General features: G+C 68.4%; 27 protein-coding genes. 10 read left to right on the forward strand and 17 right to left on the reverse strand.

The annotated features are described in order from the left end of the window. Nucleotides 1-61: 61 nt before the first annotated feature. The 4 genes from S2M10_RS00605 (at nt 62) to bfr (ending at nt 2,754) form a co-directional block, all read left to right on the forward strand. Entirely contained in the window at nt 62-727 is a 666-nt protein-coding gene (locus S2M10_RS00605; RefSeq protein WP_168844374.1) for a nitroreductase family protein, read from the forward strand. 9 nt (nt 728-736) lie between these two features. Next, the gene (locus S2M10_RS00610) at nt 737-1,981 is read left to right on the forward strand and encodes a DUF418 domain-containing protein (RefSeq protein ID WP_168844375.1); all 1,245 of its coding nucleotides are present in this window, start codon (nt 737-739) and stop codon (nt 1,979-1,981) included. A 33-nt stretch (nt 1,982-2,014) separates the two neighbouring features. Continuing rightward, nucleotides 2,015-2,185, forward strand: coding sequence for a (2Fe-2S)-binding protein (locus tag S2M10_RS00615; protein WP_168844376.1), 171 nt, complete (start codon nt 2,015-2,017; stop codon nt 2,183-2,185). A gap of 86 nt (nt 2,186-2,271) precedes the next feature. Then, nucleotides 2,272-2,754, forward strand: a complete 483-nt coding sequence (gene bfr / locus S2M10_RS00620) for a bacterioferritin (protein WP_168844377.1) — start codon at nt 2,272-2,274, stop codon at nt 2,752-2,754. A 54-nt stretch (nt 2,755-2,808) separates the two neighbouring features. Here bfr and der read toward each other — a convergent pair whose 3' ends face one another. From der to S2M10_RS00665, 9 genes are all read right to left on the reverse strand, one after another. Next, a complete protein-coding gene (gene der / locus S2M10_RS00625; protein ID WP_168844378.1) occupies nt 2,809-4,176 on the reverse strand; it encodes a ribosome biogenesis GTPase Der in 1,368 nt (455 codons plus the stop codon). 123 nt (nt 4,177-4,299) lie between these two features. After that, a complete protein-coding gene (locus S2M10_RS00630) occupies nt 4,300-5,631 on the reverse strand; it encodes a PQQ-like beta-propeller repeat protein (RefSeq protein WP_168844379.1) in 1,332 nt (443 codons plus the stop codon). After that, nucleotides 5,628-6,341, reverse strand: coding sequence for a tetratricopeptide repeat protein (locus S2M10_RS00635; protein WP_168844380.1), 714 nt, complete (start codon nt 6,339-6,341; stop codon nt 5,628-5,630). Before S2M10_RS00635 ends, S2M10_RS00630 begins: the two co-directional genes overlap by 4 nt. 73 nt (nt 6,342-6,414) lie before the next feature. After that, on the reverse strand, nt 6,415-7,275 hold the full coding sequence (panB, locus tag S2M10_RS00640; protein ID WP_168844381.1) for a 3-methyl-2-oxobutanoate hydroxymethyltransferase: 861 nt from the start codon (nt 7,273-7,275) through the stop codon (nt 6,415-6,417). 196 nt (nt 7,276-7,471) lie between these two features. After that, nucleotides 7,472-7,849, reverse strand: a complete 378-nt coding sequence (locus S2M10_RS00645) for a hypothetical protein (protein WP_168844382.1) — start codon at nt 7,847-7,849, stop codon at nt 7,472-7,474. 138 nt (nt 7,850-7,987) lie between these two features. After that, nucleotides 7,988-8,335, reverse strand: a complete 348-nt coding sequence (locus tag S2M10_RS00650; RefSeq protein ID WP_168844383.1) for an ArsC family reductase — start codon at nt 8,333-8,335, stop codon at nt 7,988-7,990. 6 nt (nt 8,336-8,341) lie between these two features. Then, nucleotides 8,342-8,755, reverse strand: a complete 414-nt coding sequence (locus S2M10_RS00655) for a GNAT family acetyltransferase (protein ID WP_168844384.1) — start codon at nt 8,753-8,755, stop codon at nt 8,342-8,344. Then, nucleotides 8,752-10,005, reverse strand: a complete 1,254-nt coding sequence (locus S2M10_RS00660; RefSeq protein WP_348770501.1) for a YceI family protein — start codon at nt 10,003-10,005, stop codon at nt 8,752-8,754. Before S2M10_RS00660 ends, S2M10_RS00655 begins: the two co-directional genes overlap by 4 nt. Before the next feature lie 162 nt (nt 10,006-10,167). Continuing rightward, on the reverse strand, nt 10,168-11,010 hold the full coding sequence (locus tag S2M10_RS00665) for a DUF1521 domain-containing protein (RefSeq protein WP_168844385.1): 843 nt from the start codon (nt 11,008-11,010) through the stop codon (nt 10,168-10,170). A gap of 180 nt (nt 11,011-11,190) precedes the next feature. Here S2M10_RS00665 and S2M10_RS00670 point away from each other — a divergent pair, with 180 nt between their 5' ends. The 5 genes from S2M10_RS00670 (at nt 11,191) to S2M10_RS00690 (ending at nt 15,592) form a co-directional block, all read left to right on the forward strand. Then, complete coding sequence (locus tag S2M10_RS00670; protein WP_168844386.1) at nt 11,191-12,111, forward strand: Mbeg1-like protein; 921 nt, start codon at nt 11,191-11,193, stop codon at nt 12,109-12,111. A gap of 34 nt (nt 12,112-12,145) precedes the next feature. After that, on the forward strand, nt 12,146-13,063 hold the full coding sequence (locus tag S2M10_RS00675) for a hypothetical protein (RefSeq protein ID WP_168844387.1): 918 nt from the start codon (nt 12,146-12,148) through the stop codon (nt 13,061-13,063). A 148-nt stretch (nt 13,064-13,211) separates the two neighbouring features. Further along, nucleotides 13,212-13,904, forward strand: a complete 693-nt coding sequence (locus tag S2M10_RS22505) for a PEPxxWA-CTERM sorting domain-containing protein (RefSeq protein ID WP_168844388.1) — start codon at nt 13,212-13,214, stop codon at nt 13,902-13,904. Nucleotides 13,905-13,973: 69 nt separating this feature from the next. Then, nucleotides 13,974-15,272, forward strand: a complete 1,299-nt coding sequence (locus S2M10_RS00685; RefSeq protein WP_168844389.1) for a phage tail tip lysozyme — start codon at nt 13,974-13,976, stop codon at nt 15,270-15,272. Continuing rightward, a complete protein-coding gene (locus tag S2M10_RS00690; protein WP_168844390.1) occupies nt 15,269-15,592 on the forward strand; it encodes a hypothetical protein in 324 nt (107 codons plus the stop codon). Before S2M10_RS00685 ends, S2M10_RS00690 begins: the two co-directional genes overlap by 4 nt. A gap of 4 nt (nt 15,593-15,596) precedes the next feature. Here the strand turns inward: S2M10_RS00690 and S2M10_RS00695 are convergent, their stop codons facing one another. After that, nucleotides 15,597-15,974: a hypothetical protein gene (locus S2M10_RS00695; protein WP_168844391.1), complete on the reverse strand. Its 378-nt coding sequence runs from the start codon at nt 15,972-15,974 to the stop codon at nt 15,597-15,599. A 123-nt stretch (nt 15,975-16,097) separates the two neighbouring features. Between S2M10_RS00695 and S2M10_RS00700 the strand changes: the two genes are divergently transcribed. Continuing rightward, nucleotides 16,098-16,568 (forward strand): hypothetical protein, encoded by a 471-nt coding sequence (locus S2M10_RS00700; protein ID WP_168844392.1) that lies wholly within the window; start codon nt 16,098-16,100, stop codon nt 16,566-16,568. A gap of 10 nt (nt 16,569-16,578) precedes the next feature. Here S2M10_RS00700 and S2M10_RS00705 read toward each other — a convergent pair whose 3' ends face one another. From S2M10_RS00705 to S2M10_RS00735, 7 genes are read right to left on the reverse strand one after another with little or no spacing between them, the layout of a single operon-like run. Then, nucleotides 16,579-17,133, reverse strand: coding sequence for a hypothetical protein (locus tag S2M10_RS00705; protein WP_168844393.1), 555 nt, complete (start codon nt 17,131-17,133; stop codon nt 16,579-16,581). After that, a complete protein-coding gene (locus tag S2M10_RS00710; RefSeq protein ID WP_168844394.1) occupies nt 17,130-17,585 on the reverse strand; it encodes a hypothetical protein in 456 nt (151 codons plus the stop codon). Before S2M10_RS00710 ends, S2M10_RS00705 begins: the two co-directional genes overlap by 4 nt. Continuing rightward, complete coding sequence (locus tag S2M10_RS00715; protein ID WP_168844395.1) at nt 17,575-18,894, reverse strand: FliI/YscN family ATPase; 1,320 nt, start codon at nt 18,892-18,894, stop codon at nt 17,575-17,577. Before S2M10_RS00715 ends, S2M10_RS00710 begins: the two co-directional genes overlap by 11 nt. After that, entirely contained in the window at nt 18,891-19,478 is a 588-nt protein-coding gene (locus S2M10_RS00720) for a FliH/SctL family protein (protein ID WP_168844396.1), read from the reverse strand. Before S2M10_RS00720 ends, S2M10_RS00715 begins: the two co-directional genes overlap by 4 nt. Then, nucleotides 19,475-19,951: a hypothetical protein gene (locus S2M10_RS00725; RefSeq protein ID WP_168844397.1), complete on the reverse strand. Its 477-nt coding sequence runs from the start codon at nt 19,949-19,951 to the stop codon at nt 19,475-19,477. Before S2M10_RS00725 ends, S2M10_RS00720 begins: the two co-directional genes overlap by 4 nt. After that, nucleotides 19,948-20,712, reverse strand: coding sequence for a type III secretion inner membrane ring lipoprotein SctJ (gene sctJ / locus S2M10_RS00730; protein WP_168844398.1), 765 nt, complete (start codon nt 20,710-20,712; stop codon nt 19,948-19,950). Before sctJ ends, S2M10_RS00725 begins: the two co-directional genes overlap by 4 nt. Next, complete coding sequence (locus S2M10_RS00735; RefSeq protein ID WP_019368933.1) at nt 20,709-21,131, reverse strand: hypothetical protein; 423 nt, start codon at nt 21,129-21,131, stop codon at nt 20,709-20,711. Before S2M10_RS00735 ends, sctJ begins: the two co-directional genes overlap by 4 nt.

Raw genomic sequence — 21,131 nt, forward strand, 5'->3', positions numbered from 1 at the left:
CCGCACAACAACCGAATAGACATATCGCGCGGGTTCGGCGAGGTTCTGCGCAAACTTCCCTATGAAACCTGATATGCGGCCCTGGACTCCTGACATCGATCTGCCCGATCCCGAGCGGGTCGCCCGTGCCGCTGCCTTTTGCGAGCGGATGGAAACCCGCCACAGCTGCCGGAGTTTTTCGCCGCGCCCGGTGCCGCGCGCCATCATCGAAACCGCCATCGCGGCAGCAGGCACCGCCCCCAGCGGCGCCAATCGCCAGCCCTGGCACTTCGCCGCCATCTCCTCCCCAGGTGCCAAGACCGCGCTGCGGGTGGCGGTGGAAGAGGAAGAGCGCAATTTCTACGGCGGCATCGGCGGCAGCGAATGGCAGGGGCTGCTGCGCGACCTCGGCACCAAGGCCGACAAGCCCTATCTCGAGATCGCGCCGTGGATCCTTGTCGCCTTCGGGCAGACCAAGACGCACGAGACCGACCGCTTTCCCAATCCGCACGTCACCGAAAGCGTGAGCATCGCCTGCGGCCTGCTGCTGACGACGCTGCACCTGGCGGGGCTCGCGACGCTGGTACATACGGCGACACCGGCCCGGTTTCTCAACCGGCTGTGCCGCCGCCCGGAGCATGAGCGGCCGATCATGCTCATCGTCACGGGCCACCCGGCGCCCGACGCAACCGTGCCGACGGCCGCGCTCGAGCGCAAATCGCTCGATCAGATCGCCAGCTGGCTCTAAGCGTCGGGGGTGCAATCCCCCCTTCCCCCGCGCCTGCTTTCGCTCGATCTCGTCCGCGGCGCCGCGCTGCTCGGCATTCTGCTGCTCAACATCGTCAGCTTCGGCATGCCCGAGGCCGCCTATTTCAACCCGCGCGCCTATGGCGGCTGGCATGGGGCGGATCTCGCCGCCTGGCTCGTCAATTTCCTGTTCTTCGACGGGCGGATGCGCGGGCTGTTCTCCTTCCTCTTCGGCGCCTCGCTGCTGATCGTCACCGATGCGGCCGAGGCATCCGGGCGCGACCCCGCCCGTGCCCATTATGCGCGCATGGCCTGGCTGCTGCTGTTCGGCCTCGCCCATCTCTGGCTGATCTGGCACGGCGACATCCTCGCCCATTATGCGCTGGTCGGCATGCTCGCTTTCCCACTGCGCAAGCTGCCGATCGCGCACCTGATAGGCTTGGGCGCAATGCTGGTGCTGGCGAGCACCGCAATGTTCGGCATGCTGGCATATGATGCGTGGCGCATGTCCTTGCTTCCCCAGCTGGCGCAGGGCGGCCATGCCTCGCTCGTCCACACATTTGGCGTGCCGCCGCCGTCGCGAATTGCGGCAGAGCTCGCGCTGCATCACGGCGGCTATGCGGGGTTGGTCGCGCAGCGCTTCCGCGACTATGCGACCACGCCGATCGCGATGCTGACGCTCTATGGGGGAGAAACGCTCGGCTATATGCTGTTCGGCATGGCGGCACTGCGCAGCGGGCTGCTGGCCGGCACATGGCCGCGCGCCGACTACCGGCGCTGGTGGCTATATTGTTGGGCGATCACCCTGCCGGTCTATGCGCTGCTCGCGCTGTGGCTGATCGCCGCGAAGTTCAGCCTCTTCGCGGTGGTGATGGCAGCGGCGACGCTGCCGGGGCTGGTGCGGCCGCTGATGATCCTTGGCTGGGCCTGCCTGATCCTTTCCATCGCAAGCGACGACGGCTGGATCACCCGCCGCGTCGCTGCGGCGGGACGGATGGCCTTTTCCAACTATCTTGCGACCAGTCTGCTGTGCGTGCTGATCTTCGACGGCTACGGCCTGGGCTGGTTCGGGCGTCTTTCCCGCTGGCAGCTTTATCCGGTGGTGCTCGGCATCTGGGTGCTGCTGCTGCTCTGGTCGCGGCCTTGGCTCGTCTGTTTCCGTTATGGACCGCTCGAATGGCTCTGGCGCACGCTCGCGCGGGGCTCCCTGCAACCTATTCGCAACAACCTTGCGAATCGCTCGCAGTTGCACTAGATCGGCTGCAGCGACGGATTCGAGGGATTTCCGATGGTTGTGTGCGTGTGCAATGCCCTGCGAGAGCGTGACGTGCGGGAAGTGGCGCGGCAGGGCGCACAGAGTGCCTGCCAGGCCTATCGCGCACTCGGCTGCCAGGCGAAGTGCGGCCAATGCGTTCCGTTCGCGCGAGCCATTATCGCGCAGGAACGTGCGGCTGCGTGACACTCGCAAGTAAAAAGTCGCTGATTTCCGTAGTTTTTTTCTGACTTCATTCGCGCTAGGGAACGCTTCGAAAGGAGTTTCGCGCAATGAAGGGCGATGCCAAAGTCATCGAGTATCTGAACGAAGTTCTCAAGAATGAACTGACTGCGATCAATCAATATTGGTTGCATTATCGCATGCTTGACCATTGGGGCGTGCAGAAGCTGGCCGAATTCGAGCGCCACGAATCAATCGACGAGATGAAGCACGCCGATTGGTTGTCGGAACGTATCCTGTTCCTGGATGGCCTGCCCAATTTCCAGCTGCTCGGCCGACTGCGCATCGGCGAGAATGTCGAGGAACTGCTCCGCGCCGATCTGGCGCTGGAAGTGGAGGCGATCGCCGTGCTGCGCGATGCGATCCAGCACAGCGAGAGCGTCCGCGACTTCGTCAGCCGCGACCTGTTCCTTAAGATCCTCGAGAGCGAGGAAGAACATGTCGACACGCTGGAGCGCCAGTTCGACATGATCGAGCGCATGGGCCTGGAGAATTACATCCAGCTCAACAGCAAGCCCGCCGAAGCCGAATAAGCCTGGCCGCTCGCCTTTCCGATCCCCTCCCGCATGCGGGAGGGGAGCAGGTGCTTACGCCTTGTCGCGGTCGAACGGGTTCTTCGGCGCACGCAGCACCAGGCGCACCGGCACAGCGCCGAAATCGAATTCGCGCCGCAACCCGTTGATCAGATAGCGCTGATAGCTGGTCGGCAGCAGGTCCACGCGCGTGCCGAACAGCACGAAGCTGGGCGGGCGCGTCTTGTTCTGCGTGACGTAGCGCGGCTTGATCCGCTTGCCGCCGGGTGCGGGCGGCGGGTTTGCTTCGATCGCGCGCTCGAACCAGCGGTTCAGCTGGCCGGTCGACACGCGGCGCGACCAGGCCTCGCGCGTCTCGAACGCGACGCGCATCATCGTGTCGATGCCCTTGCCGGTCACCGCCGACACGGTGAGCAGCGGCACGCCCTTCACCTGCGCCAGCCCCTCTTCCAGCGCGCCCTTCACGCCGTTGAACAGGCTGGAGGCATTCTCCGCCACGTCCCACTTGTTCATGACGATGATCAGCGCGCGGCCTTCCTGCAGCACGCGATCGGCGATCTTGAGGTCCTGCACCTCCAGCCCGCGGGTCGCATCGAGCAGCAGCACCACGACCTCGGCGAAGTCGATCGAGCGCAGCGTATCGGCGACCGAAAGCTTCTCCAGCTTCTCCTCGACCCGCGCCTTCTTGCGCAGCCCGGCGGTATCGACCAGCCGCACCTTGCGCGGCTTGTTCTCGAAATCGGTCCACTCGTAATCGATCGAGATCGAATCCCGGGTGATCCCGGCCTCGGGCCCGGTGATCATCCGGTCCTCGCCGAGGATGCGGTTGACCAGCGTCGACTTGCCCGCATTCGGGCGGCCGACGATCGCCAGCTTGAGCGGCGCATCGGGGCTTTCGGGATCCTCCTCCGGCTCCTCCTCGTCGCGATCAACATGCGGCAGCAGCGCCTCGAACAGGTCCACCACGCCTTCGCCATGCTCGGCCGAAAAGGGGATGGGATCGCCGAGACCCAACGCCATCGCCTCCAGCACGCCGGTCTCGCCCGCGCGGCCCTCCGCCTTGTTGGCCATGAGTACCACGGGACGGTCCGTCGAGCGCAGCCAGCGGGCGATTTCCTCGTCGAGCGGGGTCACGCCCGCGCGCGAGTCAATCAGGAACAGCGAGACGTCCGCCTCGCGCACCGCCGCCTCGGTCTGCGCGCGCATCCGGCCGGGGAGCGTGGCCGCATCCTCGTCCTCATAGCCGGCGGTGTCGATCACGCGGAATTCCAGGCCGAGCAGATTGGCATCGCCCTCGCGGCGATCGCGGGTGACGCCGGGCTGGTCGTCGACCAGCGCGAGGCGCTTTCCGACCAGCCGGTTGAACAGCGTCGACTTGCCCACATTGGGGCGTCCGATGATGGCGACGGTGGGCAAAGGCATGATCGATTCTCTAACGCAGTCGAAAGGGCGACGCAAAGCCGCCGAAAAAACGAGAGGGGCCGGAGCGCTGCGCCCCGGCCCCCTTGTGGGTGTTATGCCCGGCGCACGGCCGGAACAGCAGACTCAACGATAGGCGGTCAGCCGGCCCTTATCGTCGAGGAGATACAGCGTGCTGTTGGCGATTACCGGCGGCAGCGACAGCGAATCCTTGGTTTCCTTGGTGGAAAGGATGCTGCCGTCTTTCGGCGATACCGACACGATTTCGCCCAGCGTGTTGATCAGCACCAGGCGACCGCCGGCGGCGATCGGGCCCTTCCAGGCGATCGGGTTCTTCAGCTTCTTCTCGTTCTTGTACTTGCGCAGCTGGACGATCCAGCGCGGCTTGCCGCTGCTGCGCGACAGGCACAGCAGGCGGGCATCGTCGGTAACGACGAACAGCCACTCGCCGACCGCATAGGGCGACGAAAGGCCGCCGATGCTCTGCTCCCACAGCGTCGAGCCGCTGGTGATGTCCACTGCGACCATCCGGCCGCCCTCGCCCAGCGCGTAGACGCGACCCTGGTCGATCACCGGCTCGGCATCGATGTCCGACAATGCCGATACCGAGGTGGTCATGGTGTTGCGGGTCAGCACGTCGCCCCACAGCGACAGGCCGTTCTCGTAGCGATAGGCGTTCAGCTCGCCCGAGGAGAAGCCCGCGATGACGGTGCCCTGCGCCGAGGCGGGCGCCGCGACGCCGAACACGCCCTGCGATTCGAGGCTGGCAGTGGCGGTCCAGGAGACGTCGCCCTTGTCCTGGGTCAGCGCGAACAGCTGGTTGTCCTGCGTGACGACATAGACATTGCCGTTGGCGAGCGTCGGTGCGCCGCGCAGCGGCCCGCCGGGACGCTTGCGCCAGATTTCCTTGCCGTCGCCGATCTCCAGCGCGACGACGTCCCCGAGGCCGTTCGAGGCATAGACATGATCGCCATCGACGCTGACACCGCCGCCGAACAGGGCACCGCGGCTGCGCTTGTCCGCACCCGCGCCGGTCCGGGCGTTCCACAACTCCGCGCCGGTATCGGCCGCCATTGCGTGAACGGTCCCTGCTTGGTCGATCACGAACAGCTTGTTGCCCTGGATCACCGGCGACGCGGCCAGCCGCTCGCTCTTGGACGGCTTGGCGACCTGATGCGACCAGATGCGCGAAAGCGACTCGCCGAGCGCGAGATGGCCCATCGCCTTGGACGCGCTGCCCCCCGGCTGGCTCCAATTCTCATTTACCGCCGCCTCGGGCAGCTGCACCTCGATGCCCGCCAGCGTCTTGTCGGCGGTGATGTCGTTCTCGGTCACCAGGATCGGCACGCGCTCGCCGAGCACCGGAGTCTTCTTGCTGCCGCTGCCCTTGAAAACGCCGCAGCCGCTGACCAGCGCGAGCGCCGCGACCGCCGTTACAACGCGAACCTTCGTGTTCATTTAGCTTGCTTTTCCTGGGTCTGAGCGGTCGTCGTCGGAGCGACCGAAAGCGTCTTGGCGAGTTCGGCGGTGCGTTCGCGGATCGAATCCGGCACGCGGGGACCGGCTTCGCTCAGCTGGCGATAGAGCTTGGCGGCCTCGGCGCGCTTGCCCGATTTCAGATAGGCGGCCGCCACCATCTCCCCGGCGCTGCCGAACCACGGCGAATCGGGGTTGGCGAGCGTGCCGAGCCGCTGGATCACGTCCTGCGGATTGAGCGTGTCGAACTCGGCCTGGGTCTGGCGGACGAGCGCGAGGTCGCGAAACGGCTGGTCGAGCTTGGCATCGGTCACGATGCTCGCGAACTTGGCCGCTGCACCCTTCTTGTCGCCCTGCTGGAACAGCAGGTTGCCCTGCGTGAAGCGCGCCATCGCGGCATAGCCGTCCTCTCCCTGCGCCAGCTTGTCGAGGCCGGGCTGCGCCTGACCGAGCTGGTTCTGCGCGGCAAGCTGGAGCGCGGCGTCATATTCCTCGCCCCGCGCCTCGGCCGCGCTGCGCTGGCTGTGATCGTAGAACAGCCAGCCGGCGACGGCGACCAGAAAGGCCACCACGCCCGCGACGATCCAGATGCCATAGCGACGGCCGGCGCGGATCAGCTGATCGCGCCGATATTCCTCGTCGACTTCGCGAAGGAAGGCCTCGTCGGTGGTACCGGAAGGAGGAAGCGCCAAAATCTACTCCATGGGTCTGATGCGGTCGCGGACCTTAGCGCCGCGTGCCGTGAACGCAAATCGCCCTACTCCGTCAGTCCTTCGGCGCATAGACCTGATCCGGTCCCGGAAAGGCCCGCGACCGTACCTCGCCCGCATAGGTTTCAACCGCGGCGGAAATGCGGCCAGCCAGATCGTCATAGCGCTTCACGAAGCGCGGGGTGCGCTCGAACAGGCCGAGCATGTCCTCGGCGACCAGCACCTGGCCGTCGCACTGCGCAGACGCGCCGATGCCGATGGTGGGGCACTTCACCGCCTTGGTGATCTCGACCGCGATCGGCTCGACCACGCCTTCGACGACGATCGCGAAGGCGCCGGCCTCGTCCATCGCCACCGCGTCTCCAACCAGCTTGGCATGCTCCGCCTCGCTGCGGCCGCGCGCGCCATAGCCGCCGAGCACGTTGATCGCCTGCGGGGTCAGGCCGATATGGCCGATCACCGGGATGCCGCGCTCGTTGAGGAACTTGACCGTCGGCGCCATCGCCGCGCCGCCTTCGAGCTTCACCGCCGCTGCGCCGGTTTCCTTGAGCAGCCGCGCGGCGCTCTCGAACGCCTGCTGGGGCGAGGCCTCGTAGCTGCCGAACGGCATGTCGATGACAACGAGTGCGTGATAGCTGCCGCGAACGACCGCCGCGCCGTGCGCCGCCATCATCTCGAGCGTGACCGGCACCGTGGAGGGCAGGCCGTAGATCACCTGGCCCAGACTGTCCCCGACCAGCAGCATGTCGCAGGCTTCGTCCATCAGCTGCGCCATGCGGACGGTGTAGGCGGTGAGCATCACCAGCGGTGCGCCGCCCTTGCGCTTGCGGATCGCCGGCACGGTGACGCGCTTCATCGGCGCGGGCGTGGGGTTGGCGCGGCTGGTGGCGGTATCGAGGGTGAGCTGGTGCGACATGGCGCGCGGTCTAGCGGGTTGGGGCCAGCGTTGCCAGTACTGCCATGGATCCTCCCCCGGAGGGGGAGGGGGACCGCCGCCGCAGGCGGTGGTGGAGGGGTGAACCCGCTAAGAGAGAAGTCCGCCAAATCAGCGTCGACACCCCTCCGTCAGGCCTTCGGCCTGCCGCCTCCCCTTTCAGGGGAGGATCTAAGGATCAGCGCAGCCAGCCCCGCCGCGTCGCCATGCCGGCAAGCCAGATCTGGAAGATCGCCACGCCGAGGATGAACGCCGGGATGACGAGCGCCTGCACCGGGCCGGCCAGCCCGCCGGTAGCGAACAGATAGCCGAACTGGACGATCACCGCCGCAAGCGAGACGATGTAGAGGAGATTCGCCTTGCGCGAACGGCGCAGCATGGCGAGCGAGCCCAGCAGGCTGGCTCCGACCCCGATCGCGTAGTCAATCAGGAACCAGCGCGGCACCGCCTGATAATATTCCCAATTCCAGAAGCTTGGCGCACCGGCGCGCTGCGCCGAGAGGGTGGCGTGCGCATAGAAGACGAGGCAGCCGAGCAGCCCCCACAGGACCAGCATCGTTGCGACCGTGCGAAACCAGCTGGCTGGCCGTTGTCGAATATAAGATGCCATGCGATCCCGGTAACCCGTCCCAATTATCGTGTTAATTTAGGATAAACACGGTGGTTAGGCCATGAAGGTGTGAATATTTCGTGCTCAGAGCAACGCGCGGGCATAGCGTTCTGCCGCGAATCCGATCAGCAAACCGCCCGGATATTCCAGAACGGGCCGCTTGATCATTGATGGCTGCGCGATCATCAGCGCACGCGCCTTGGCCGAATCAAGGTCGATCTTGTCAATCTCGGGGAGCTTGCGAAAGGTGGTACCGGCGCGGTTCAGCAGCGGTTCCCAGCCTTCGGAAGCGATCCAGCGATCGAGCCGCGCGGGATCGACACCCTCGGCCTTGTAGTCATGGAAGACATAGCGAACGGCATTGGCGTCGAGCCAGACCCGCGCCTTCTTCATCGTGTCGCAATTCTTGATTCCATAGAGCGCGATGGTCATTCGCGCTTAGTGGAGGAAACGGCCGAGCGTCACAACCGGCTGGGGCTCAAGTCCCAACGCGCGATAGAAACCGATCGCCGCATCATTGCCCTCGCGGACCATCAGCTGGAGCTTGGGACAGCCGCGTGCCCGCAACCAGGATTCGGCGGCGGCCATCAGCGCCCGGCCATGGCCCTGTCCCCGCGCGGCTTCGGCCACCGCGACATAATAGACCCAGCCGCGATGCCCGTCCTCTCCCACCATGACGGTACCGAGCAGCGCCTCGCCATCCCGCAGCAGCAGGATCGTCGAGGTGGCACCGGCCACCGCTCGATGAAAATCGGCGTCAGGATCGTTCCACGGCCGGGTGAGGCCCGCTGCCTGCCACAGCATGACCACCGCCGAACGATCGGCGGCGGTCGCTTCGAGGAGGTGAGTCACTTCGCGTCAGCGGCGAAGCGGAAGGTTATCGCCACCGCATCGGGAATGGTTTGAGGGTCGCTCCACTGCCCCTTGCCGACGCCGAAGGCCAGACGCTTGACCGTCGCGGTGCCGCTCGCCTGCGCATGGTCTCCGTCGATGATGAGCTTGAACGCGACCGGCATCGGACGGGTGACCCCCGCCAGCGCCAGCGTGCCGTCGGCGACATAGCCGCTGCCCTGCTTGCGGATGCGGGTGGCGGTGAAGCGCGCGCGGGGCTGCGTGGCGACGGAGAAGAAGTCCTCGCCCTTCAGCGTGTCGTCGCGTTCGCCGTCGCCGCTGCTCACCGAGGCGAGATCGATATCGATCGCGATCTTCGAATGAGCCAGATCGTCGGGGCTGAACCGGATATCGGCGGTCCAGCGGGCAAAGCGGCCGTTGATCGCCTCGCCGCTGTAGACGGTGCGGAACCCAAGGGAGCCGCCCGGCGCGACCTTCCAGCTGCGCACCGGCACCGCCGCCGTGCCGGAAGGCGAGGGCGAGGGGCTTGGCGCGGGCGATGCTGCGGGTGACGGCGTCGGCGCGGGCGCAACTTCGGGCGTCGATCCGGATGCGGGTACCGGCTGCGACGGCGCCGGCACCTCGGCATGGCCGCGATAGCGCCAGGAACCCGCAAGGAAGGCCGCGACGCACCCCGCCAGCGCCGCCACCACCGCGATCGACAGCGCCGGGCGCCGTGCAACGCCAGCGGGCATCATCCGCCCGATCAGGTCGTCGCGCAGCAGGTGATGGCGCAGCGCACCCGCGACGTGGAGCAGGAACAGCCCGGCGAGCAGCCAGCCGATCAGGCCATGGATCGTCTCGGCAGGCTGGTTCCAGGCGGAGCCCAGCGGCAGATGCGGCAGAGGAATGGTGCCGAACAACAGGGTCGGCAGCTTGACCCGGGCGGTGGAGACGATGATCCAGCCGCTCAGCGGCCCGAGGATCATCACGCCGTACAGCGCCCAGTGCACCGCGCCGGCCAGCAGCTTCAGCGGAAGCGTGCCCTCCGCCGGTGGCCGTGGCACGACCAGGCGCACCAGCAGCCGCGCAAGCGAGAACACCAGGATAAGGATGCCCACCGATTTGTGAAACTGGAAGGCCACGAACATTGTCGAGCGCGGCAGATCCTCCAGCGCCCAGCCCAGCCCCAGCTGGAACAGCAACAGCAAGGCCAACGCCCAGTGGAGCAGGATCGCAATCCCGCTATATCGTTCCCGCAATCCCGCCACGCACAGCCTCGCTGACTTCAATGCGCACGCGGCGACACCGCGCACGGCTGCGCACGAACCGGAAGCCGAATCGATTGCGCAACGAGCGGATGGTGCGCTCGCTGCGGCATGATCGACAAGGCTGCGGGCGGAAACACTGGGTTCCGCGCCGCAGCCCAAGCATCAGGCGAAGAGGATCTGGCGCAGCACCCGGCTGCTTTCCGGCGCTGCCAGCGCGGCCCGCGCCGTCGCCTCGATACCGAAGCTGAGCAGGCTGCCGAACATCAGGAAGCCGCCGATCGCCGTCCCCAGCTCGGCCAGGCTCGGCGTGGTGCTGTCCGGCCCATAGATCTGCCCGGGCTTGGTGAGGTCCGCATCGGCCTGCGTCACCTTGCTGCCGAGTTCGGTCTGCCAGCCACTGGCCGCCTCGTGCACGGTGAAGCCATCGCGATTGGCCGCATCCAGCGCATGGCCGTTGGCGGAGACGCTGACCGAAAGGTCGCCAAGCTGCTGCTGGCTGATGCCGTCGATCACCACCGCGTTGGTGCCGCGCGTCACCACCACCTGACTGGCGAAATAGACGTTGGGATTCCCCTTGGCCTGTTCGGTGTTCACCGTGATCTTGGTACCGTTGTCCAGCTCGAAAGTGGTGGTGCCGTAAAAATCGAACTGGTGGCTCCCGTCCACTCCGACATGTGGGTCGCCCCATATGCGGGTGCTCTGCCCGGTTGCGTCGTTGACGATCGTCATCTGGCTGTTCCGCTCGTCGACGGCGAGATGATAGCCGTCCCCGAGGTCGATCTGGGCAGTATTCTGCCCGGTGGTCTGCGCGGTGAAGCCCGCCTGGGGCTGCAGCTGCGCGCCGTTTGCCAGCGTGCCAAGCTGGATCGAAAGCAGTGACGGCAGCATTGCCGTGGCGAGCGGCCCTGCTCCGAGCGGCATGAAGTGCTGTGCGAGTACGCCGCCGGCCAGCATCAGGTTGGCGGCTGCAAAAGGCGTAGGGGCGGCGGTGGAGATCGTCGTCATGTCCATGCTCCTGCAAGTGCGGTTGGGGTGCGAACCCGGTAGGATGCCGCTGCTTCCCATGGCCGCCGCCGCCACGGCATCGGCGGATCGCGTAGGCCGCCTAAACGAATCGTCTAGCGACGGCCGCGCGCCGGCGTGGCAACCGAGGGACAGACGGCCCCCCGGCAAGGTACCAGGCAAATGATGTCGGCTGACCAGCTTTCGCGAACTACCGGCATCGCGCCCTCCTCGCCGGCGTCGGATGCGCGACCCCGCGCCGCGAACGACGATTTCCAGATCCGTCACCTGCCTCCGCGCGAGCTGCTTGCCTGGCAGCAGCCCGTGCCGCCGGTCCCGTTCGTCCGCGGCGAAGCCCCACCGCTCGCGGCCGAACGGACCGGCGGACCTTCCTCTGCCGATCTCGCGGCAATGGCAGCCGACGTCTACAGCGATACGCCGGCCCCGCCCGCCGGCTACCGGGTCGCAAGCAGCGACGACCTCGCCCAGATCGGCCTGCGCAGCGAGGATCTCGCCTCGCCGCAGAGCAGCTTTCGCGCGCGCGTCTATGTCGCCGAGGGTGATGGCGGGCCTCACTATGTCGTCAGTTTCCGCGGCACCACCGACGGCAGCGACTGGAAGGCCAATGCCCGGCAAGGCGTGGGGCTGCCGTCGGACCAATATGGCCGCGCGCTGCTGATCGCGAAGGCGATCGGGCGCCACCCCGACGCTCCGGTAACGATCACCGGCCATTCGCTGGGCGGCGGCCTAGCGTCGGCGGCGGCGCTGGCCAGCGGACGCGACGCACAAACCTTCAACGCCGCCGGGCTCAGCGACGCGACGATCCGCCAGGCGCAGACGATCCGGGGGGACGCCGCGGCGCCCAAGATCGCCGCCTTCTATGTGCGCGGCGAGATCCTCTCGGCGATCCAGGACGGCGGCGACCGGGTCGCCGGGGCGATCCTCGGCGGCATTCCCGGTGCGATCTTCGCCGACGCGCCCGAGGCCTATGGCACCCGCATGCCGCTCGACGGCCAGCAGCCCGCCGGACAGCGCTGGTATCAGGACACGCCGCTCGCCCGCCACGGGATGGATTGGGTGGAGAGCAGCCTGCGCGCACATTGACCTGCGCCCCTCCCACTCCCTACAGCAATTGCCCGTGAGCCGCCGCCTTCGCATCCTCGCCGCGCTGGTGCTGGCGACCCCGACCGGAGGATGCATGGCCGCAGAGCCTTCCTGCTATACCAAGCGCGCCTCGGTGGTGCTCCCCGAACCGACCCGCGTGCTCGCGCATCTTAGCAACGGCGCCGCCGGCCGCGCCCTGGCCGAGGCGATCTTCGACGGCCGCGTCGAGGATGCCCGTGCCATGCTCGCCCGCGATCCGCGGCTGATCAGCACCGCGGTGGTCGACGATCCCAAGGTCCCGCAACCGCCCGCCGGCCGCTATGGTGACCTGCTCACCTTTGCCGTCGCGCGATGCGACGCCGACGCCGTGACGATGCTGTTCGCCGCCGGCATGCCGAAGGACGGGGTGAAGCCGGGCAATGCGCTGTCGCTCGCGATCCTGGCGGACAGCCCGGCGACCGCCGAGCAGCTGCTCGCCGCCGGCGCCGCGCCGGACCCGCAGGCGACGGGCGGCGAAAGCCCGATGCGGAATGCGATCAGCTTCGGCCATCTCGGCGGCGTGATGACGCTGCTGCGTCACGGTGCCGATCCGCGCGAGGCGGACGGCTTCGGGATCGATCCGGTGCGCCTGGCAATGGACGCGGAGCAGGCCGGAATCGCCGAACTGCTGGTCGAGAAGGGCGGCACGCTGTGGAGCGTCGCCGACGACGGCAGCATGGCGGCACACGCCCTGCTGGAACCGCCGGTGATCTTCACCAGCCCCGAAGTGCTCGCCGCCCGCGCGCGGCTGGTGGAGCGCGCCCGCAGCGCCGGCTTGGGCTGGCCCCCGCCGGATCGCGCGACCGTGCGACAGCAGGTGGCGAGCGGCGCCTGGCCGACACCCGCCATGGCCCAGGCGGGCATGACGGTCGCTCCGCCGGTACTCGATCGGCTGCGTGGGGGCGGACGCTGAGGCAACCACCGCCTGCGGCCGCCCCAAGACGGCGCGAAATTGCCATATCCTTAATAACTTATGAATTGCCGACCGACAGAACGCCGGGTAGGTTGCGTTCGTGGAATCGGACGGTGTCTAGTCACGTCCGTCTTGGGGGAGTGCCTGCATGAAAGGGATTGCTGTTCTTGCGCTCATCGGTTTGGCGAGCGCGGCGCCGGCGCTGGCCGACACGATCGATACCAGCGGAAGCTATGCGGGGAAGATCGATTATTTCGGGGCGAGCTACACCCCCGTCTATGGTCAGACCTTCACCGTGGGCAGTGCAAATGCGCTGAACGGCTTCACCTTCTTCCTGGGTGGCGGCGCGACCAATGTTCGTGCCTATATCTATTCCTGGAACGGCCATGGCCTGATCGGCCCCGCCTATTACGCCAGCGACGTTCGTAGCTTCGGCGGGACGGACGGCGATGCCTATCAGGCGCTGCGCTTCGATGTCGGCGCCATCGACCTGCGCGCCGGGCAGCGCTATGTCGCCTTCCTCACCACCGCCGGCATCGAGCAGCCGGCAGACGGCGGTGTCACCTGGATGCCGACCGCCGGCAGCTTCGGCAGCGACGCCTATACGGGCGGTGATTTCGTCTACAGCAATGCCGGACAGAGTCTTGCCGCCGTCGCCGGCAATCCCTGGGATGACAGCAACGGCGCATTCGGCGACGTGCAGTTCAAGGCCGATTTCAGCGTCGGCGCGACGAACGGTGCCGGCGTTCCCGAGCCGGCAGCCTGGGCAATGCTGATCGGCGGGTTCGGGATTGCGGGCGGCGCATTGCGCCAGCGCCGCGCGCGCCTGCGGCTCGCCTAAACGAATCGTCGAGAGACACGCCCCTGGCCGGATGCGACCGTGCATCCGTCCGTTTCAGGGAGGCGTTCCATGCTCGACTCGATCAGCCGCACCGGTGGGACCGGCCTCCGTGCCGGTTCGGCGGACGGCTACACCGTTCGCCCGGGCGACACGCTGTCGAGCATCGCGGCTCGAAGCGGCGTGTCGCTCGCCGCGCTCCGGGCGGCAAATCCGCAGATCCGCAACCCGAACCTGATCTTCCCGGGCCAGACGATCGCGCTGCCGCAATCGGGCACCGCCCGCTACACGGTGCAGGCGGGCGACACGCTGTCCGGCATCGCGGCGCGCTTCGGGCTGGACTGGCACGATCTCGCGCTCGACAACGGTCTCGCCAATCCGGGCATGATCCTGCCGGGCCAGACGCTGCGGCTGAACGGCGGCGGCGCCGCGCGTGCCGGCGGTGCGGAAGCCTTGGGCGGGGTCGACAGCGGCAGCGGGCGCAACGCCGCCGATGTCGCGCGGCAATATCTCGGCCGCAACGCCGCGGACCTGCGCGGCGACCGCAGCGACAATCTGCCGATGAACGCGCAGGTGCCGGCCAATGTCTGCTGCGCCAATTTTGTCTCGGCGGTGCTCACCGAAGCCGGGCAGCTGCCCGCCAATCTCCATACGGATTCGGTTGCCCAGCTCGACGACACCTTGCGGGCCCAGGGCTGGACCGAGGTGAGCGCCGCGCAGGCCAAACCCGGCGATGTGGTGATCATTCAGGGCGGCGGCGTCTCGCACACCGTGCTCTATGCGGGGGGTGGCCAGACGATCGGGTCCAACAACCGCAATGCCGACGGCAGCCAGAAGGTGACCACGGGCAACCTATCCTGGGCGCTCTCGCACGGTGCCAAGATCCTGCGCGCACCGAGCGCCGCCACCGCGCCTGCGCAGGCGGGCGCCACCACAGGAGTCGGTGCGCCTTCCGCGACGCGCCAGGGCCGCATCGATCAGGCAATGACCTATTTCCAGGCGCAGGGATGGACGCGCGCACAGGCGGCGGGGATCGTCGCCAATCTCGACGCAGAGAGCCGCATGGAGGCGAACATCCGCCAGATCGGCGGCGGCCCCGGCTATGGGCTCGCCCAGTGGGAGGGGCCCCGCCAGGCCGATTTCGCCGCCTGGGCCGGACACGACATCCGCGCCTCGACCTTCGAGGAGCAGCTCGCCTTCGTCCAGCACGAACTCACCGGTAGTGAGAGCGCCGCAGGCCGGCGCCTTGCCCAGGCGACCAGCGCGGGCGATGCGGGCGCAATCGTCTGCCGATATTATGAACGGCCTGCCGATATTGCGGGGGATTCGGCCTATCGCGCGCAGCTGGCCGCCACCATCTTCCAGCGATGATCCTGCTTCCGTTCGCCGCGCTCGTCGCTGCCGCTGCCGCCGAACCCGCCACCTGCGTGTTCGACATTGCCCCGCCCGAGCCCTGCACCATCCAAGTACAGGCCGGGCCCGGCGGCACCACCCGGCTGCGCGCCAAAGGCAGAAGCGGCAAGCAGGTCGTCTTCAGCGGCAAGCGCGCCAATGGCTGGTGGGCCGGCACGCTAGACAATGCACCCGTCATGGGCTTCGAGCGAAACCGCGGCCATGTGGTGTTCTCCACCCGCGCGCTCGACCGCAGCTTTGAATATTGGACGCGCGGCAACGAGCACGGGACCTATTGATCGGTCAGCCGAAGATCGCCTTTGGCGCGCCGTGCTTCTCCGCCCAGTCCGCCCAGGCGACATCGGTCGGGCCGAGCGCTTCCTCGACCACGCGCCATTCCTTGCCCGAACGGCGGAACAGCGCGACATACTCCTTGGAGATCATGCCTTGCGCCTCCGCCGAGGCGAGGGGCGTGCCGGCATAGCTGATCGGGCGCCCCGCCTGGTCCTGCATCGTCGCGACGAGGAACACCCAGTCCCCCTGATGGCCCAATGTGCGGACCAGCAGCTTCGGCGTCTTGCCGATGCGGCGCGCGATCGCCTGGTGCGCGGTCTGCAGGATCGCTGCCCGTTCGGCAGGGGCGACCTCCACGGCAGCGGCGACAGCCAGGGGAAGGATCATCACGCAACTCCCGCAAATGGCGAGTTGGTTCCGTAGCATCCCCTAAGCGATTTGTGGAGCGCGCGAGCGCCGGGAAGCGGCTATCTACGCCGGCATGTTCCATTCCACGGACGAGACTCGGCGATGACGCAGCCCATCGGAATCAGCGGCCCTCGCGCCGCGGCGCTTGGCGCCATCGGCGCGACGGACAATAGGCCGCGCGCGCTTGCCGGCCAAGCGATGACGGTGCTGTCCAACCGGGTAGCCGGAACGCTCACCCGTGAACTCGGCCTCGCGCAAGGCGCGGCGACACCGCTCCGCTCGGTGGATCCCTATGGTGCCGAGAGCATGGCGCGCGAACTCGCCACCGCCGTCGGGGCAAGCCCGGCCGATGCCGGTCGCCTGGCGCGTGCGCTGAACGACTTCACCAGCGAAGTCGCGTCGCTGGTCGCCGCGAGTCCGACCAGCGACGTGCTCGATCGGCTCTCCGGCCTCGGTTATGCGCTGCTCGATCCCGACGGCCGCCCGGGCATGACCGATGCCGATCACGCCGTCTCGGCGATCGACGGCGCGATTTTCCAGCTCCGCGAGGCGCCTGTCCGCACGGACCGGTGAGCGGCGAGCGTCAGCGCGGCGCTACCGACGGGGCCGCACTTCCCTGCACCCCCACCTTGCCGACGCGTACCTCCCGGCGCAGCAGCCGCTCGTGCAGCTGCTCGCTCCACTGCGCGGCCACGGCGGGCGGCACGGCGGCGGAGGGGAGCAACAGCACATTGACCTGCCCGGCGAGGTCACGTCCCAATACTGCGCCTTCCACCTTGTAGCTGCCCAGCGGCAGCGACAGGTGCACCTCGGGCTGCGCGGTCTTGCTGACTTCGGCGATGGCCGCGGCAATCCGATCGAGCTGTGCATGCTGCGCCGGATCGACGGCACCCGCCGCTGCGGGCCGCGCCGCCACGGCGAGCGCGGCGAAGTCGCGCGGCGCGATCATCGCCGCCAGCCCCTCCGCCTTGTCCATGCCGGGATCCGTGGCCGCGCGCTTGCCCGCGTGCCGGGAGAGCGCATCAGCGAACGCCTTGCGCTGCTTCGGCGCGGTGTCGGGCTCGCCCTTGGACGGCACGTCACGCGGCTTGGGCGCGGATTTGGTCTGGACCGGGCCGCTGGTCGGGGCGCCGTTCATGCCCAGCCCCGCGACTGGAGAAAGGCTGCAGCCTCGGAGTCGATGCGGTCCTCGGCGCGGCGCTGCTCGGCGCGGCGGAGCGCCCGGTGGTGCGCGGCGACGCTTTCGCTGCGTACGCGGTGCTGGTCGAGCGCGCGGCCGGCGGCACCCTGCGCGTCCACCGCGATCTCGTGCCGCGCGCGCTGGTCGCCGGCCCGCGCCGCAGCGCCGATCTCCTCCGCGACGCGCTGCTCCAACCAGAGCCGGGTCTGCGGGCAGGCCGGGCTCGCCTGAAACAGCAGCCGCGCGTCGCCGCGCGCGCATGCCGCCGCGGTGCGCGCCGCGTCGGCAGCGCTGGCCGCCGCTTGTGCTTGCGCGGCAGCCTCGCGTGCCTCGATCAGCGCGCGGGTCAGGCGCTGCTCGCGCATTTGGGCGATGCGTGCCAGTACGGGCGCGCGATTGTCAGCGGACATGGTCCATCTCCTCGAAGGTGCGCAGCCGGGCGATGCTCTCGCCCAGCGACGTGCGTTCATTGCCGGACTGGCGCAGATAGGCGGCGATCGCGCTACGCTCGGCCAGCGCGCGATCGGCCAGCGGATCGCGGCCGGGCTGATATTCGCCGATCTGGACGAGCAGCTCGATCTCGTCGAGCTTGGCCAGCATCGCCCGCAGCCCATGCGCGGCGCGTTGCTGGGCGCCGCTGGCAAGGCGCGGGAACAGGCGCGAGAGGCTGCCCAGCACATCGATCGCCGGATAATGGCCGCGCGACGCCAGCTTGCGCGAGAGGACGATGTGGCCGTCGAGCAGCGAGCGGACCTCCTCGCTGATCGGATCGCCCTCCTCGTCCTCCAGCAGCACGGTGTACAGCGCGGTGATCGCACCCTCGACGGCGGTGCCGCTGCGCTCGAACAGCCGCGGCAGTTCGGCGAAGACCGAGGGTGGGAAGCCGCGCCGCACCGCCGGCTCGCCCGCCGCCAGCCCGATCTCGCGCAGCGCGCGGGCGAAGCGGGTGACGCTGTCCATCAGCAGCAGCACGTGCCGCCCTTCGTCGCGCAACCCCTCGGCGATCGCGGTGGCGACATGCGCGGCGCGCACCCGCTCCATCGCCGGGCGGTCCGACGTGGCGACGATCACCACCGATCGAGCGAGGCCCTCGGCGCCGAGCGTCTCCTCGATGAACTCGCGCACCTCGCGGCCGCGCTCGCCGATCAGCGCAATGACGATCGCGTCGCACTGCGCGTTGCGCGCCAGATTGGCGAGCAGGGTCGACTTGCCGACGCCGGCGCTGGCGAAGATGCCGACACGCTGGCCGATGCCGATCGGCATCAGACCGTCGATCGCGCGGATGCCGGTCTCCATCGACGCGTCGATCGGGCGGCGGTGCATCGGGTTCGGCGCCTCGCCGTGGATGGGGCGGTCGGTGCCGCGCCGCACGCTGCCCGCGCCGTCGAGCGGCTGGAGCCGGGCATCGAGCACCCGGCCGAGCATGTCGGCGCCAAAGGGCACGCGATCCTCGCCGCTGCGCAGGATCACGTCGCTGTGCATCGACAGGCCGCGCAGGTCCCCCAGCGGGGTGAGAATCGCGCCGCCATCGGCGAGGCCGATCACCTCGGCCCAGAGCGAGAAGCCGGTCTCCGCATCGACGATCTCGCAATTCTCGCCGATCCGCGCGCGCACCCCGGTGACGCGCAGCGTCGTGCCGAGCGCGCCGACGATACGGCCATGCTGCTCGAACATGGGCGCAGCATCGAGCGCGCGCAGCAGCGCCAGCGGATCGCTCATGCCACCCCCCAACGTTTGGCGAGCGTCTCGAGCTGGACGGAGAGGCTCGCGATCACCTGGCCCTGTTGGGTGCGGATCGCGCAGTCGTGCGCGCCGAGTGCCGGATCGGGGACGATGCTGAGCGCGGTGAGCGCCTGCAGCCGTGCGGCAACTTTCTCGGCCATGTCCGGTGCCACGGCGACGATCACCGCGCCCTGCGGCTGGAGACGATCGAGCGCGCGGGCGACAAGTGCTGGCACCAGCATCGCGTCGTCGATCTCGCCAAGGACCGCATGTACTGCGGCCAGCGCAGCCTCGGCAATCTCGTTGCGCCGGGCCTGCTCCTGCGCGTCGATGCTGGCAGCGAACTGCGCGATCTCGCCAGCGAGCAAATTGTCGATCTCAGCTCGGGCGCCTGCAAGAGCGCTGGCATAAGCCTCTTGCCTTGCGGCGGCTGCGGTCTGCGCCGCCTGCGCCTGCACCTCCCGAACCGCGCCGAGCAGCGCCACCGCATCGGCGAAGGACTGGCGCTCGTCGCGCTTGATCACCGCCCGCTCGCTGAAAAGCAGCGCGGCATCGTCGGCATGGACGAGATGATAGGTCATGCGAGACTCTCCGCGATGACATGGGCGCGGGCCAGCAGGTCGCGTGCGACGGCATCGTCGCGCGCGCCGGGGAACTGGTCCTGCAGGGCGAGCGGCAAGGCGGCCTCCAGCAACTGCGTGCCAGCGGCGAGCACCCGCTCCGGCGGCGGCAACTTCTCCGCCCCGACCATCTCCGGCATCTCGACCTCGCAGACCGCATCGAACAGCGGCTCGCCGACTGCCGCCGCAAGCGCCGCCAATCGCGGTCCCGAAAGCTCGGCATCGATCGCCCGGCGGTGGCGCAGCAAGCCCGCCGCCGCAGCGATCCGCGCCCGTTGTTCCTCGGGCGCATCTAGCCACGCCGGCAGCTTGGCGAGGTCACCGAATCCCACCGGCGGCTGCCCGCTCGCCCGCCGGGCAAAGCGCGCGCCGCGCCCCTGCCCGCAATGCCGGGCGAGCAGCGCGAGCCTGGCGGTCCGCGTCTCCCGGTTCACCGCTGCACCGTATCCGGCAGGCTGGTTCGCGGTTTCCGCATCCGCCACAGACCGCGTCCCGCGATCGCCAGCACGATCAGCGCGACCACGCCGATCGCCCCGCGCATGAGCGTCGAGACCGACACCATGCCCTTGCTTTCCGGCAGCACCGGTGCGGCCTGGGCGGGCACCATCACCACCGACACGCGATCATAGGTAAGCCCGTCGATCGAATTGGTGACCAGCGACTTGATCGCCCCGGTCTGGCTGCGCAGGTCGAAGCCGGTCCGATATTTCACGAACACCGACGCCGCCGAGGGCTTGGCTTCGCGCGACAGCGGATCGGCCTCGGGCATGGTCAGATGCACGCGCGCCTGCACCACGCCGTCGATGCCGCTGATCGTCCGGCTCAGCTCCTGCGACAGGCCGTAGATCAGCCGCGCCCGCTCTTCCAAGGGCGTGGAGGTGAAGCCCTCCTTCTTGAACACCGAGCCGAGGGAATCGTAATCCTCGTGCGGCAGGCCGTGGGCGCGCAGCGTTTCCACCGCGCGGGCGAAATCGGCTTGGTCGACGGCGATGCTCCACTGGTCCTTCTCCCCCGCCACCTTGGTCGCGGTGATGCCGGCCTGGTTGAGCACGGCGATCATCTCGTTGGCGGCCGGTTCGGTGAGCTTGCCATAGACTTCCTGCCGGCTGCACCCGGCAAGCCCGAAGGCGGCGATCACCAGCAGCGGCGCGGCGATCCGCGCCTGCCAGCGGCGCGCGGGGGCACGGCCGCTCATTGCTGCTTGAACAATTGCTGCACGCCGTCCGAACTCCGGTTGGCGATGTTGGAGGTAAGCTGCGCCTGGAACATGAATTCAGAGCATTTCATGTTGAGCTGCACCATTTCGCCCGGGGTCAGCTGGCCGCCGCTGGCTTCGGCCGTCTCGGCATAGCGCGAGACGGCACGGGCCTGGACGTTCACTTGGTCGAGCGCGTTGAACATGCCCTTCATCGCCGGCGGGATGGGGCCCGCCGCGACGGTGCCCTGCACCCCGCCCATCTTCTCCAGCGCCGCCTGGAAGCGCGCGTCGAACTGCGGCGTGGTGGCGCCGCCGCCCTGGCCGCCGGGGGCGAGCAGCTCGAAGGCGCGCGAGACGCCGTTCGTGCCCTGCCCCCCGGCCGGCGCGACCAACGCGCCGATCGCATCGATGCTCAT

Source organism: Sphingomonas sp. S2M10, assembly GCF_012650175.1.
GTDB lineage: Bacteria > Pseudomonadota > Alphaproteobacteria > Sphingomonadales > Sphingomonadaceae > Sphingomonas.